This window comes from Metabacillus niabensis (assembly GCF_020524345.1).
GTDB classification, from domain to species: domain Bacteria; phylum Bacillota; class Bacilli; order Bacillales; family Bacillaceae; genus Metabacillus; species Metabacillus niabensis_B.
Genome location: NZ_JAIVLH010000008.1, coordinates 31,551 through 47,368, shown reverse-complemented (window position 1 = coordinate 47,368; position 15,818 = coordinate 31,551). Strand labels below are relative to the sequence as shown.

The 15,818-nt window shown below is 36.9% G+C and carries 12 protein-coding genes; 6 read left to right on the top strand and 6 right to left on the bottom strand.

Annotated features, from left to right (window positions below; all coding sequences use genetic code 11):
* Positions 1-8: 8 nt before the first annotated feature.
* The 6 genes from LC095_RS10155 to LC095_RS10130 all read left to right on the top strand — a co-directional run bounded on the left by LC095_RS10155 (position 9) and on the right by LC095_RS10130 (position 8,591).
* Positions 9-1,058: an NAD(P)/FAD-dependent oxidoreductase gene (locus LC095_RS10155; protein ID WP_226528086.1), complete on the top strand. Its 1,050-nt coding sequence runs from the start codon at positions 9-11 to the stop codon at positions 1,056-1,058.
* 99 nt (positions 1,059-1,157) lie between these two features.
* Positions 1,158-2,000, top strand: coding sequence for an oxidoreductase (locus LC095_RS10150; protein WP_226528085.1), 843 nt, complete (start codon positions 1,158-1,160; stop codon positions 1,998-2,000).
* Between the two features lie 521 nt (positions 2,001-2,521).
* Positions 2,522-3,694, top strand: coding sequence for a ParM/StbA family protein (locus LC095_RS10145; RefSeq protein WP_026562982.1), 1,173 nt, complete (start codon positions 2,522-2,524; stop codon positions 3,692-3,694).
* Positions 3,695-3,713: 19 nt separating this feature from the next.
* Positions 3,714-4,310: a hypothetical protein gene (locus LC095_RS10140; protein ID WP_226528084.1), complete on the top strand. Its 597-nt coding sequence runs from the start codon at positions 3,714-3,716 to the stop codon at positions 4,308-4,310.
* A gap of 498 nt (positions 4,311-4,808) precedes the next feature.
* Entirely contained in the window at positions 4,809-6,557 is a 1,749-nt protein-coding gene (locus LC095_RS10135; RefSeq protein WP_226528083.1) for an ABC transporter ATP-binding protein, read from the top strand.
* Positions 6,558-8,591 (top strand): ABC transporter ATP-binding protein, encoded by a 2,034-nt coding sequence (locus LC095_RS10130; protein ID WP_226528082.1) that lies wholly within the window; start codon positions 6,558-6,560, stop codon positions 8,589-8,591. It begins immediately after the preceding gene.
* Between the two features lie 200 nt (positions 8,592-8,791).
* Here LC095_RS10130 and LC095_RS10125 read toward each other — a convergent pair whose 3' ends face one another.
* The 6 genes from LC095_RS10125 to treC form a co-directional block, all read right to left on the bottom strand.
* Positions 8,792-9,517 (bottom strand): DUF421 domain-containing protein, encoded by a 726-nt coding sequence (locus LC095_RS10125; protein ID WP_226528081.1) that lies wholly within the window; start codon positions 9,515-9,517, stop codon positions 8,792-8,794.
* Between the two features lie 87 nt (positions 9,518-9,604).
* Positions 9,605-10,852, bottom strand: coding sequence for an MFS transporter (locus tag LC095_RS10120; RefSeq protein ID WP_226528080.1), 1,248 nt, complete (start codon positions 10,850-10,852; stop codon positions 9,605-9,607).
* Between the two features lie 192 nt (positions 10,853-11,044).
* Entirely contained in the window at positions 11,045-11,485 is a 441-nt protein-coding gene (locus LC095_RS10115) for a GNAT family N-acetyltransferase (RefSeq protein WP_226528079.1), read from the bottom strand.
* 455 nt (positions 11,486-11,940) lie between these two features.
* Complete coding sequence (gene pepT / locus LC095_RS10110; protein WP_226528078.1) at positions 11,941-13,173, bottom strand: peptidase T; 1,233 nt, start codon at positions 13,171-13,173, stop codon at positions 11,941-11,943.
* Between the two features lie 107 nt (positions 13,174-13,280).
* Positions 13,281-14,000: a trehalose operon repressor gene (gene treR, locus LC095_RS10105; RefSeq protein ID WP_226528077.1), complete on the bottom strand. Its 720-nt coding sequence runs from the start codon at positions 13,998-14,000 to the stop codon at positions 13,281-13,283.
* Between the two features lie 60 nt (positions 14,001-14,060).
* Positions 14,061-15,746, bottom strand: a complete 1,686-nt coding sequence (treC, locus tag LC095_RS10100; RefSeq protein WP_226528076.1) for an alpha,alpha-phosphotrehalase — start codon at positions 15,744-15,746, stop codon at positions 14,061-14,063.
* Positions 15,747-15,818 lie beyond the last annotated feature (72 nt).

The window sequence follows — 15,818 nt, the reverse complement described above, 5'->3', positions numbered from 1 at the left end:
TGAAAGGAATGGACTCACAAGAAATATATGATGTTACGATCATTGGGGGAGGGCCAGCAGGACTTTACTCAGCTTTTTATAGTGGACTTAGAGAAATGAAAACAAAATTAATTGAATTTCAACCACAGCTCGGTGGAAAAATACATGTATATCCTGAAAAAATGATATGGGATATTGGTGGGCAAACACCTATACTTGGAGAAAAATTAATTGAACAATTAGTTCAACAAGCATTAACATTTGATCCAACAGTCGTTTTAGGTGAAAAAATCGAATCTATTTCACGTGATGAAAATGGAATTTTTACATTGTTAGCTTCATCAGGATATAAACATTTATCAAAAACAGTCATCATTGCTGTGGGTGGTGGAATATTAAATCCGCAAAAGCTTGAAATTGAAGGAGCAGAAAAGTTTGAGGTTTCAAATCTACATTACACAGTAAAATCGTTAAAACGATTTAAAGACCGTACGGTTGTCATTTCAGGTGGAGGGAACTCAGCAATAGACTGGGCCAATGAATTGGAACCAATTGCAAAAAAGGTGTATTTAGTACATAGAAAGCCAAGCTTAACCGGACATGAAGCCCAAATCACACAATTGATGAATAGCACGGCTACTTGCATTTATCAAACATCGATTACAAAGCTAATTGCTCGTGAAAATCATGAAGATATTGAAAAGGTAGAATTAACAAATCAAGAAACAGGAGAAGTCACCTATTTACCTGTAGATGATGTTATTATTAATCATGGTTATGAACGAGATGCATCATTACTTAAAAATAGTCAGTTGGATGTATCCTTAATTGATCAGTATTTTGTAGAAGGCACATCCAGTAGTGAATCTTCGATTAAAGGAATTTATGCAGCGGGTGATATTTTGAAGCATGAAGGAAAACTGAACCTGATTGCAGGAGCTTTTCAAGATGCAGCAAATGCTGTCAATAAAGCAAAGCAATATATTCAGCCAGACGCCTATAAAGTCGGAATGGTGTCTTCGCATAATGAGTTATTTAAAGAACGGAATAAAGAACTTGTTAAGCAGATGATCAAGTAAAATGAATGTCCCATTCTTTAGGGGCATTTTTTTATTGGGTATTTTTATCGTGTAAGATGAGTTTTAGGAGTTTTGAGAATAATGGCAATGGAGGTATTCATGGATAAACAACATGCTGTAGTAACAGGAGCGTCCAGCGGTTTTGGATTATTAACGACTATAGAGCTGGCGAAAAAAGGGTTTTATGTGACGGCAACAATGAGGGATACAAAGAAACAATTAGCGCTTATAACTGAAGCAGAGAGATGTGGAGTTAAAGAGTCCATACAAGTAGTACCATTAGATGTCACATCAAATGAGTCAATTATCCATTTCAAAAGTTATATAGAAGAGAAAGGTCGAATTGATGTTCTTTTCAACAATGCCGGTTTTGCCGGAGCAGGATTTGCTGAAGAAGTTTCGCTTGAAGAATATCGTCAACAGTTTGAGACAAACTTTTTTGGAGTTATTGGGGTGACACAAGCCATATTACCGATGATGAGAAAGCAGGGGAGGGGGAAGATTATAAACATGAGCAGCATTAGTGGACGTGTTGGTTTCCCCGGTCTATCTCCATATGTTTCCTCCAAGTATGCACTAGAAGGATGGAGTGAATCGCTAAGGTTGGAGCTCAAACCATTTGGGATAGATGTTGTCTTAATAGAACCTGGCTCCTATCAAACAAGTATTTGGACCAGTGGAAAACAGATAACTGATAAATCGCTACGTAAAGATTCTCCATACTATAAAGTAATGACGAAACTGGAGCAGTATATTGAAAATGGATCCACTTCCTTTGGTGATCCTTCTGATGTAGCCAGACTCGTTGCATCAATTGCAGTGAAAGAGGGGACATCATTACGCTATCCAATAGGGAAGGGAGTTAAATCTTCTATTCTATTAAAAACAATTTTACCCTGGTCATGGTTAGAAAAATTCATTCTAAATAAACTGATGAAATAGGAGACTGCTTTTTGGCACGTCTCTATTTTTAATACTATCAGAAAGTGTAAGTTTTTATTGATGATAGTATAAGAAAAACTAAGGCTTTCGCCATTAGGACTTGGCGATAAGCCAAGTTTTTCTAATATGTTTTCGATTTTTCATAGCAACAAAGCCAAAAATAACCTAAATCTTTCACCAAAATCCATCATTTTTTTCTATGAAAAGACATTTCATAAGGAATCTAACTAAGTCAAAAGACAGGGTTTTTTAGGTCGAATAGTAACGAATTTTGTATGTTTACAGAATTGTAAACATGTACACAAAATGTATACTATATGTATACAAATACGTTTGCATGTACACAAACGTGAATACATAGTGGTTTAATAGGATGTGTACAATTTTGTTTTGTTTGTAAACAAATTCGTACACTTGTATTCATATTGAACACATCGAAAGTATGATTGACGCTCTTACCCCCTCCCTTTACTCTTGAATTAATAGAATTAATATTCATTTTTTAGGAGAGGGATGGTTTTATGAGTAAAACAAGAATAACAGCTGTTGATGTTGGTAATGATTGCGTGAAAGCTCTATTTGGAAAAGGAGATTACGAATTATATATTCCTAACGTCATTGCGAGAGACACAGAAGATCGCCCTGTCATAGGTATAGAAGAATTAAATGAAAAGAACCCTTTAGATGGTATTCATATTAGAGTTCACTCCCCTGCCCTTAAAGAGAACAATGCAATTTATCGTGTAGGGAACTTAGCAACGAAAAGTGATAATCCAAGTGAGCTGGATCCAGGCAGCAGCAAATCTGAAGAAGATCAAACACTTGTCATGCTTTTTACTTCATTAGCATTGGATGCTGTGCGTGAAGAAAACAGCAATATTTTTAAAAAGACAAATAATGTCATTGATGCAAATTACACACTTGGGACAGGTTTACCACTTCGTGAAGTGAAAGAAGGAAAAGATGTAGGCTATCGTTCACAATTATTAGGCTCTGTTCATCAGGTGGAATTTCTAGTAACGCCAAAGTACCAGGGTATAAAGGTTAATATTAAGTTTGATGAAGTAAAAGTATATCCTGAAGGGTTTGCGGCCTATATTAATCTGGTGATGGACAAGGATTTAAAAATCATCAATCGTGATTTAATTGATAAGCAGATTTTAATTCAGGATATTGGTGGTTTATCAACAGATGTTGCGGTTATTAAGAATCGAAATGTTGATGATGATAAAGCTCAAGGTTTTAATTTAGGAGTTTCAGAATCATTAGAAGCTATAAGAGAAGAAATTCGAACAAAGCACGGAGTGGAGCTTGATAGCCGACGTGATGTTGTGGATATTATTACAAGGAAAAATGACAGACACCATATTATGGTTAAAGGAAGCCGTACAAATGTCCATGACATTACAGACCGCATTCTTCTTGAACTGGCAAAGAAACAATACCGTCATCTTCGAAATGTTTGGCAAAAGAACTCCCAAACTGAAATTTGCTATTTCGTTGGAGGAGGATCTATTGTTTTAAAAGAATATATTAAGATGTTAAATAATAGCTTAGATGGCTACAATATTGAATTCTTTGAGGATGAAAAAGAAAGCATCTGGATGATGGCCAACGCATACTATAAATTAATATCTGACTTTGTCAGAAAAACAAGTGAACCACAAAAGAAAAACGAAAAGCAAACAGTCTAAAACAAATTAAGGTGGTTACATGAATAAAAAGGGTGCACCAACAATAAAAAGGGGACAAGCTATTACATTTCGCCTTCCATCTGATACACCTGATCATCTTATAAAACAGTTGGAAAAGCTTAAACAAACTGAAAAACGAAACTTTTCAAGTAAAATTGCAGAATTCGTACTAGAAGGAGTTGGAAGCTCCTTAGCAAAGGATAGAGAAATGATTAGTCTTCCAATGCCCAAGCATTTATCAAAAGATCAGCGGAATTGGTTGAAACATTCACACTCGGAAGCATTGCTTGGAAGTATCGTCTATCAAATCTTATCAGACCCTGTGAGGGCAACTTCAATTTTGGCTTCATTAACAAGTAATGCGCTGGATATTGATGAAGCATTGTACTTGCAGGAAGTGGATATTGATGGAAATCAAGACCTTGAACAGGTAGAAATCGTAGAGTCGGCAATACCTGAAGAAGAAGAGATTCCAAATCTTGATGATGATGATATAGTAGACTTTGATTTTGACAGAATAGAAAGAGAGCTTGCTTCTACTATAGAAGAGACTCAAGAGGAATCAGAAGATATGGAAGATCTTCTGGGTGACTTTTTAGCAAAAATGAATAAATAAAAAGCGTGAGGAATAAAACTTAGATAGGTGCAAATTACGGAGTCATCCTCACGTAAATATTTTTAAAAAATGCATTGACAGAAATATTGGGAAAATAATACAATGAAGCAAGATCATATTTTTAACGGAATTGGAGGGTTACAAAATGGAAAATGTAATGATGAATAAACCATTAAAAATTTCATATTGTAAAGTGACCCGCCAACAACAACGTTAATCTTTTAAAAACTTTTTTGGTAACGTTTATTCCTAACGCAGGTCACAATCATCGTGATGTGCGTTTTATATTGTTTGATCAGGCATTATGCACACTCGCATAATGCCTTTTTGTGTCTTATTTTCCAAATCCGGGCTTTTTAGCTCGTTTATATAGATTTATTTCATGTGAAGAAGGGAGTTATTAAGATGATGAAGCATTTGATTAATCGGATTGATTTAGATTGGATGAAGGGTGGCTAACCGGATTGACATTATTCAAATTAAGGGGAGGGATTGTAAATGTTTTCGGTATTTGGGAAATTAGGCTGGTTTTTTAAAGAACATTGGAAACGGTATGCAGTTGCCGTTTCGTTATTAATTATTGTTAGTATATTAGATGTAATTCCGCCAAAGATTATTGGAATTGCTATTGATGATATTCAGTTTGGTCAAATGACAGGGGAGCGGTTATGGGAGCTATTATTTTTCTTCATTGCTCTTATCATTCTTAGTTATGGAATTACCTATGTATGGATGTACCAGTTGTTTGGTGGAGCGCACCTTATTGAACGGATTCTGAGATACCGGTTCATGAGGCATTTGCTCTCAATGACTCCAAGCTTTTATGAGAAAAATCGGACTGGAGATTTAATGGCCAGAGCGACAAATGACCTAAAGGCGATTTCATTGACAGCAGGGTTTGGAATTCTCACGTTAGTTGATTCAACGATTTTTATGATCATTATTATCTTTGTGATGGGGTTTACGATTAGCTGGCAGCTTACACTGGCTGCACTTATTCCGTTGCCGCTAATGGCAATAGCAATCAACTATTTCGGTAAGCTCATTCACAAGCGCTTTACGGTTGCCCAGGATGCCTTTGGAGACTTAAATGACAATGTGCTTGAATCTGTAGCAGGTGTTCGGGTTATTCGCGCATATGTACAGGAAAAGGCGGATGAACAGCGTTTTAAGAACATGACTGAAGATGTGTATGAGAAAAACATTGCAGTCGCAAAAGTTGATGCCCTTTTTGAACCGACGATAAAAATATTAGTAGGTTTAAGTTATTGTATAGGATTGGGATATGGTGCATATCTTGTTTTTCATCAGATGATTACACTAGGAGAGCTTGTAAGCTTTAATATATACCTCGGAATGCTGATTTGGCCAATGTTCGCGGTCGGAGAACTGATTAACATCCTCCAACGTGGAAACGCTTCATTAGATCGGGTGAATGAAATCCTTACTTATGAAGAGGATGTAAAGGATGTGGATGAACCTATTCAGCTAAATATTCCCGAGGAAATTGTTTTTTCACATGTGACATTTCAATATCCAACGTCATCAACAGATAACCTTCGAGACATCAACTTAAAGGTGAAAAGAGGCCAAACGATCGGCATTGTTGGAAAAACGGGTTCAGGTAAAACAACCTTGCTTAAGCAGCTGATACGGGAGTATCCAACAGGTACCGGTGAAATTTTGATTTCAGGTCAGCGGATTGAATCCATCTTACTTGACACGCTTCATTCCTGGATTGGATATGTTCCACAAGAGCAAATCTTATTTTCCAGAACAATTCGTGAAAATTTACAGTTTGGAAAAGAACAGGTGACAGAGGAAGAGATCGAGGAAGCACTTCGCTCAGCAGCTTTTGAAAATGATCTGTCTGTTCTTCCAAAAGGGTTGGAAACATTAGTCGGAGAAAAGGGCGTGGCTCTTTCCGGTGGGCAAAAGCAAAGAATTTCGATTGCCCGCGCTTTAATAAAGGATCCAGAAATTCTTCTATTGGATGATGCCATGTCGGCCGTTGATGGAAAAACGGAAGCTAAAATTATCGAAAATATCCGACATGAGCGGAAAGGGAAAACAACCTTTATTTCTGCTCATCGTATATCTGCTGTTCAGCATGCAGATTGGATTATTGTAATGGATGAAGGAAAAATCGTAGAAGAAGGAACACATGATCAGCTGATTCAGCTTGGCAAGTGGTATAAAACGCAACATGACCGCCAACAAGCTGATTCGTATGGAGAGGTGAGCTAAATGAAGAAAGATTCAACAGGGAAACGACTCTTCCGCTATGCGCTTCTCTATAAACGAACAATTTTGATTGCTCTTGCTATGTTAACCTTTGCTGTCGGAGCAGAACTAACAGGACCGTTTATCGCAAAGAGAATGATTGATCATCATATGATGGGAATTGAAAAACCCTGGGTTGAAGTCCAGGAAAAGGATGATCAAACGGTCGTTTATAAAGAACAATTATTCAAAAAAAACGAGAATATATCAGAGAGCAGTTCAGTTGGAAGAAATGAGCTTCAAATTGTGCAGGTAGGTCGTTCATTTTATGTGACAGAAGAGCATCTGCCTTTTGATGGAGAACGCTCAATATCCGGGGATACGTTAACCATTAAAAATGGATCACAAGAAGCAAGCTATAAGGTGAATAAACTATCAGGTCAAGAGCTTCTGGCCTTTTATCAACCAGAGATTCGACCAATTGTAATGTTGCTTAGCTTTTATGTAGGGTTGTTGTTCATCGCAGCCATCTTTCAATATGGAAAAACACTATTACTTCAAAAGGCGGCAAATCGTATTATTCAAAAAATGAGAACGGACGTTTTTGAGCACATCCAGCGGGTGCCGATTCAATATTTTGATAACCTGCCGGCAGGTAAGGTAGTAGCGCGTGTAACAAACGATACAGAGGCAATAAGAGAATTATATGTTAAAGTTCTTGCAAGCTTCTTTACAAGTGGGATTTATATGACGGGGATTTTTGTTGCTTTATTTTTCCTGGATGTAAAGCTTGCTTTGATCACATTACTTCTATTGCCGATTCTGATAGCTTGGACTGTCCTATACCGAAAATTTGCTTCAAAATATAATCATTTAATTCGTACTAGAGTTAGTGATATTAATGGGATGGTAAATGAATCGATTCAAGGTATGACAATCATTCGTGCCTTTCGAAGAAAAAAGCAAACAATCAATGAGTTTGAAGTATTAAATAAGGAGCACTTTACTTATCAAAATAAACTTTTAAGTCTAAATGCCCTTACATCACACAACCTTGTAAATGTTCTGCGAAACATTACCTTTGTTGTACTGATTTGGTATTTTGGCGGGCAATCACTCACAGCTGCAGGATTGATTTCTATTGGTGTTCTCTATGCTTTTGTTGACTATTTAAACCGATTATTCCAGCCGGTAACAGATATCGTTAATCAACTTGCCCAGCTTGAGCAGGCGCGGGTTGCTGCAGAGCGGGTATTTGAATTGCTCGATGAAAAAGGAGAAGAAGTCAATGTAGAGCAAATTCCACGTTTTGAAGGAAATGTCGAGTTTAAAGATGTTTCTTTTTCTTACAATGGTGAGAATGATGTGTTAAAGAATATCTCTTTTACAGCCAAAAAAGGAGAAACAGTAGCATTAGTCGGGCATACAGGTTCAGGGAAAAGCTCCATTATCAATCTGTTATTTCGTTATTATGATATTAATAGAGGGATGATTACAATTGATGGTATGGACACAAGTGAAATACCCCGACAACAGCTCAGGAAGCATATGGGAATTGTTTTACAAGATCCGTTTCTATTCACGGGAACAATAGAAACGAATGTGAGCTTAGATAATCCTGAGATTTCGAAGGAAACAATTAGAGAAGCACTGTGCAATGTTGGGGCGGAAAGATTTATTAAACAGCTTCCTAAGCAATTCGAGGAGCCTGTGCTTGAAAAGGGAAGTACTTTATCAGCAGGTGAAAGACAGCTTATCTCATTTGCACGTGCCCTTGCCTATGATCCGGCTATTTTAATTTTGGATGAGGCAACGGCCAATATCGATACAGAAACTGAAGCAATTATTCAGAAGGCCTTAAATGTTGTAAAAGAAGGTAGAACAACATTTGTGATTGCCCATAGGCTTTCGACCATTCGAAATGCCGATCAAATTCTCGTATTGGATCATGGTGAAATAGTGGAAAGAGGAAATCATGAGGAATTGCTCGAGAAAAAAGGAAAATACTATAAAATGCATCAATTGCAATTAGGCAAAGAAATGGTAAATGCGGGATGATAGAGGTTTCATTTGCTTAAATAGAGGGAAGGGTACAAGTAATAGGAGGTAATTGTTCATGAAAATGGTAAAAAAACTCATAAAATGGGCACCAATTATCTACCCAATTGTTAAGAAAATCCTTCACAAACGTAAGACAGGTAATATGAGATCAGGAATATAAAATGGAAGAGCTGGCCATAAAATGATGGCCAGCTCTTTTAATGTCTAATAGGCGGAAGAGGAGTTTGTGGTTCTTTTGCTAAAGAAATATGTAACGCCTGGTTCTGATTGACAGATGCGTAAAAGATTTGGTGATAATCAATAATGCCATGCTGAGATAGTTGTCGTCGAAGCCAATCTTCATCGAGGTTTAAATAATTCAAAGAGTCTTTATATACATTTCCTTCTATTATGACAGGAAAGGAAATAGTATTTCCAGTTGGTTGAATAGTAAGATCCTCTTTGGTTACAGTTTGCTTGGAGATCTTTTTCAACACACTCAGTGCACCATTTGCCTCAATGACCGCTAAATCAACCTCTGCAGGATCAAAAACATCTTTTTCTCTCAACATATGAAGAATATTATCAATGGAATATCCTATTTTTTTCATATTATCAACCAAGAAGTTTCCATCTTTAATGACAAGGGTTGGCTCAAATGTAAGGAGTTTTCCGAATCTCCGGTTTTTTATTTTCCAATGAGTAACGAGTTTTTGAAGAAGTCCAATCATTACAATGGTGAATGCAGTTGGAAGATGTTTAATCTCAGGGTCAGCGATGTCAGCACCAACAACCGCTCCTAAGATAAGAATAATTAGAAAATCGAAAATAGGTAATTCCCCAATTGTTCGCTTTCCCATATAGATGGTGGTAAACAAGAGTAAAGGAAGGATTGTCATGATTCGTCCAAGAACAATCAACAAATCCTTTAGCGTCTCTTCCATCCTATTGCCTCCTTAAATGATATCAATAGGCAAAGGGTTTCCATAATTAGCAAGATAGATACATGAGTTGTTTTCTAGGATGTGATGTTATGCTTTAGGTTCAGGAACTTTTGTAAGAATTACAAAGCCGATAATAAAGAGGATAACAAGACTGAAAACACCCAAGCTGGAATTACCGGTTAATTGTGCAGTCATTGCTACAAGTAAAGGTCCCATAATCGATGCAAACTTTCCAAAAATATTATAAAAACCGAAGAACTCATTTGCTTTTTCTTTTGGAATAAGTTTGGCAAAATAAGATCTACTTAAAGCCTGAATGCCTCCTTGTGACGTAGCGACAAGCATGGCAAGGATCCAGAAATCCAACGTTGTCTCAAGAAAATATGCGTAAATACAAACGATCATGTAAATGAAGATTCCAACAAACAACATTTTTTTACCTGTAAACTTTTCAGAAAGCCTTCCATACAGAATAGAAAATGGAGCTGCTACAACTTGTGTAACAAAGAGCACAATAAGGAGGTCTGTTGAGCCGATTCCCAAATCAGTTCCATAGGCAGTGGACATGGTGATAATTGTTCCGACTCCATCAATATAGAAAAAATAAGCGAGAAGAAATAAAAATAGTGCCCGATGTTTTCGAATTTCAGTTAAGGTGTTCCAAAGTCTTTTGAAGCTATTCATAACTGGATTTCGTTCCCGCTTTATAAAGTGATGCTGTTGAACATGCTTAAGCAATGGAAACGTAAAAATTCCCCACCAAACAGCTGTGATTATAAAAGCGATCTTACTTGCGATAACAGTTGAAATTGGCAGGATCCCATTTTGTGATAAAACGATAATGGCGATGCTTATGATAAATGGAATCGTACTTCCGATATAACCCAAACCATATCCGCGGGCAGACACAAGATTCATTCTGGATTCAGGTGTCACATCTACTAAAAATGCATCATAAAAAATATTGGTTCCTGAAAAACCAATGGTTGCGAGCGTATAGCAAATTAACAAAAGTACCCATTGTTCCGCAGGAATAAAGGCAAGAATACTGGTAAACCCAATCCCTAGTAAGAAAAAGAAAGAAAAGAATCGTTTTTTATATCCCTGATAATCAGCGATTGTCCCTAAAATCGGGCCAAGCATCGCTAAAATAAAGGTTGCAATGGCAATCGTATATCCTAAATAAGCGGTAGAATCTGCCGGGCTAACCCCCGCATTTGTCGCTGCGCTTTTATAAAAAATGGGAAACACAGCTGTTGAAATAATAATAGAATAGGCAGAGCTGCCCCAATCATAGAAAATCCAACTATTCTCTTCTTTTGAAAAACGCCTCATACTCATGGCCTCCCTAGTAGATGTACAATCATATTTTACAAGATTTTCAAGGCGAAAATAGAACATTACCAAAATTTAATATTTGGTTAATAAAGTATTAACATTAAGATAGTGATAATGATGGTTCCGTTTACATTTATGTATATTCCAAGGAGAACAAAATAATCCAACCCTAGAGAAGAGTTAGATTATTTACGTAATGGTAAGCTCCATGACAGTAGATGTATCAGTAAACCCCAGGTTTTCATATAAATGCTTTGCAGGGTTACCAGTATAAACATTCAGCATAACTTTTTGAAATCCTTCTGCTTTTAATTGTTGGATCGCTGATTGCATAAGCTGTTTTCCCAGCCCTATCTTTCTGTATAACGGAAAAACGTAAAGGGAAGTAATGGACCCTGTTTTCTGAACATTAACAGGACTGAAATCAGGCCCGATTAGTACCCACCCTGCAATTTGATTTTGGTCAACAGCAATAAGATAATAAGATCCACTGTTTAATAACGGTACAAACATATTCATTCCCATTTGCACATCATTATGAACCAACCCCATGGTGCTTTCAGACATGACATTTATCGTCATATAAAGAAGAGTGTTTGTTTCATTTTGATCTGCCTTCCTAATTATCATAAGAAGCACCTCACTAGAACCTCAGATAGCATAGTATATGAATGGAGGCTCTTGATGTGCTTGGAGATAAGACAAAACGGAGTTAAATGAGGAAGGAAAAGTTTTTCATAGAAGGGATGAAGGACAAACGGAGTTAAATGAGGAAGGAAAAGTTTTTCATAGAAGGGATGAAGGACAAAACGGAGTTAAATGAGGAAGGAAAAGTTTTTCATAGAAGGGATGAAGGACAAAACGGAGTTAAATGAGGAAGGAAAAGTTTTTCATAGAAGAGATGAAGGACAAAACGGGGTTAAATGAGGAAGGAAAAGTTTTTCATAGAAGAGATGAAGGACAAAACGGGGTTAAATGAGAAAAGAAAAGTCCTTCATGGCAATAATGAAGGACAAAACTATGATAAATGCAAAAGAAAAGTCTTTAATATCTCTTTTTACTTAAGCCTCAAGATTTCGGCAAAATTAAGCTCTTTTTTCTAGTAGCTTACAGATTTCAACAATTGTATTTGTTGCTTTTATCATATTATCAACTGAAATAAACTCAAACTTCCCGTGGAAGTTTTCTCCCCCTGTGAACACATTTGGAGTAGGCAACCCCATATAGGAAAGCTGGGAGCCGTCAGTACCGCCGCGAATTGGCTCAACAATAGGCGTAATGCCCAGGTTTTCCATTGCTTGGTATGCGATATCTACTATGTATTTAACAGGTTCTATTTTGTCTTTCATATTGTAATATTGATCATTCAGTTCCAGTACGATTGCGTCTTCACCATAAACTTGCTTGAATTCATTAACAAGATCTATGAATGTTTGTTTTCTTGTTTCAAAAATTTGTTTATCATGGTCGCGAATGATGTAATGGACTTTTGTTTGTTCGACATCACCAGCGAATGAAATGAGATGATAAAACCCTTCATATCCTTCAGTAAATTCAGGTGCTTCCATTGCCGGTAGCTTGGATTGAAAAGCCATGGCAATTTTCGCTGAGTTTACCATTTTTCCTTTTGCTGTGCCTGGATGAACATTATTTCCGTTAAATGTAATTTTTGCAGCGGCAGCATTGAAGCTTTCATATTGAAGCTCTCCAAGTGGCCCCCCATCGATAGTGTAGGCAAAGTCTGCTCCAAATGCCTCTACATCAAATTTATGGGGACCTCTGCCGATTTCTTCGTCGGGAGTAAAGGCAACTCGGATTTTCCCATGTTTTATCTCAGGGTTAGCAATAAGGTAGCGCATCGCTGTCATGATTTCAGCAATACCGGCTTTATTATCTGCTCCTAACAATGTTTTTCCATCTGTTGTCATAAGCGTATGTCCTTGGTAATTTGCCAGATTGGGAAATTGGTTCGGCGAAAGGGTAACTCCCAGTTCCTGGTTTAGTGGGATGTCTCCGCCTTCATAGGACTCTACAACTTGAGGGTTAACGTGTTTTCCAGTAAAATCAGTCGCTGTGTCAAGATGGGCTAAAAACCCGACAGTAGGAATATCTTTATCTGTATTAGCAGGTAGAGTAGCCATTACATACCCGTTTTCATCAACTGTTACATCCTTCATGCCGATAGAATGTAATTCATCGACTAAAAGCTTACCTAAAGTAAGTTGACCAGGAGTAGATGGACAAGCTTCATTTTCTTCGTTAGATTGGGTGTCAATTACAACATACCGTGTAAAACGATCAATGATTTCTTTTTTCATATAGAATTCCTTTCTTGTGTTAGAGTTATCTTTATACTATCATGCTAAAAAGTATTCTTGCTAATTTTGAACAAAAACAAGCATTGAGCACTTAAGCCCAATGCTTGTTACACGCTGCGTCTTGCAAAGTCAATAAAGCGGAATTTATCAAGGCGATGCCGTGATTCAGTGTATTGAAACAAACTTGTGTTTTCTAAATACACATAGTTTTTGACAACAACAATATGAGAAAAGCCTTCTAAGTCAAGGTGTTTTCTGTCTTCATCTGTACAATCCTCTACAACAATTTCCTTTTTGGCAAAGCTGATATTTAAATTGAGTTGATTTTCAAGATACTCGTAAATAGAGCCTTCACAAATTTCCTTTGTAAGGGTAGGGACATATTTCTTTAAAAAGTAATCCTTGTCCAAAATGATGTTAACTCCATTTATTTCACGTGAACGGGTAACCTTCCATACCTCATCACTACTCTTGGCATCCAATTGCTGCTTTAAAAAATCATCCGGCTTAATAAGACCGAAATCATGAACCCTTGTAATAACCGATTCCATCTGTAGATTTTTGGATACTTCCTTAAAACTTACCAGCCCCGAGATGGGAAAACTCAATTTTTGAACATCAATGACAACTGAACCTTTCCCTTTGATCTTTTGAATAAATCCGTTTTGGGATAAAAGGTTAAGAGCCTTGCGAATGGTTTCTCTGCTCGTATCATATTGAAGGGTTAACTCATTTTCGGACGGTAAAACCTCACCGGGTTTCACTTCACCGGATTTAATGCGATCTGTTAGTTCTTTATATATAGTAAGGTATTTATTTTGTCTCATTTTCATCACCATCCCTATCTTACCATGAACAGATGGAGGATGCAGAGTATGCCAAAACGTCTATTTTGATAAATGGTACACTACAGATTCGTAAGGTCGCAATGTGATGTTCTCAAACGATAGTCCAGTATCTTTGTAATTTGATAGCAGGATGTCTCGCTTAAAGCCATTTATCTCAACATGTTCAGGCAAGACAAACGTTGCCGGTTTGTCATAAAAATTATTTAGCACTAAAAGCTTCTCCGTCGGTGTACTTCGTAAATAGGCAAAAATAGATGGATCATTTTCTACTAAAAGCTCGTAATGACCAGTTGTGATAATATCATATTCTTTACGTAAGGTTATGAGTTTTTGATAATGATAAAAAATGGATTCTTTATCAGCAACTGCTTTTTCTGCATTAATTTGTTGATAATTATTAGCTACATTTATCCAAGGAGATCCTGCTGTGAAGCCGGCATGCTTTGAATCATTCCATTGGACAGGTGTTCTCGAATTATCACGTGATTTATGCTGCAGAATTTTAAGAATCTCTTCTTCTTGCATTCCTTTTTCATTCAATATCTTGTACATATTTAATGACTCAACATCCTGATATTCATCAATAGATGTAAACTTAGGATCTGTCATCCCAAATTCTTCTCCTTGATAAATATAAGGAGTACCTTGCATCATGTGAATCGTAGTTGCCAGCATCTTGGCTGATTCATTACGAAATTCGGCATCATTTCCATAGCGGGACACTACTCTTGGTTGGTCATGGTTACACCAGAATAAAGCGTTCCACCCTCCACCAGTATTCATGCCTGTTTGCCAGGTAGAAAGAATTTTTTTCAATGCAAGGAAATCCATGTCACCAATGGCCCATTTCTCCCCATTAGGATAATCAACCTTTAAGTGATGAAAGTTAAATGTCATGCTTAATTCTTCACGTTCAGGATTTGAATATTGAATGCAGTGATCAATGGTTGTTGAAGACATTTCACCGACTGTCATGCTGTCATACTTTGAAAAGACTTCTTTGTTCATTTCATGAATATATTCGTGTACACGTGGACCGTCTGTATAGAATTTTCTACCGTCACCAGGTGCAATGGAACCATCATCATCAGGGAAGTTTTGGTCTTTTGAGATTAAATTAATGACATCAAGTCTGAAGCCATCGACCCCTTTTTCAAACCAAAAGTTCATCATATTGTACACTTCTTTTCGCAGCTCTTCGTTCTCCCAGTTAAGATCAGCCTGTGTAACATCAAATAAATGGAGGTAGTACTGTTCTGTTTCTTCGTCATATTCCCAGGCAGGACCACCAAATTTGGAAACCCAGTTAGTTGGTTCAGAACCGTCTTTCTTTGGATCTTTCCAAATATAATAATCACGATATGGGTTTGATTTTGATTTTTTCGCTTCTTTAAACCAGGTATGTTCTGTTGACGTATGGTTAACGACAATATCCATAATCACTTTTATGCCAAGCTGATGGGATTTTTCCAGTAGTTCATCAAAGTCATTCATTGTTCCGTATTCTTCATGTATTGCATAATAATCGCTAATATCATAGCCATTATCTTTTTGAGGTGAAGCATAGATAGGTGTTAACCATATCACATCAACACCGAGGTTTTTTAAATAGGATAACTTGCTAATAATTCCTTGAATATCTCCTACACCATTTCCTGATGTATCGCAAAAGCTTTTTGGATAAATTTGATATACGACTGATTTTTTCCACCAAGGGTTACTCAATATAAACACCACCGTTGTGAATTTTTACTACTATATTGAAATGAAAGAAAAGGGACAAATATCCCGTCCCTT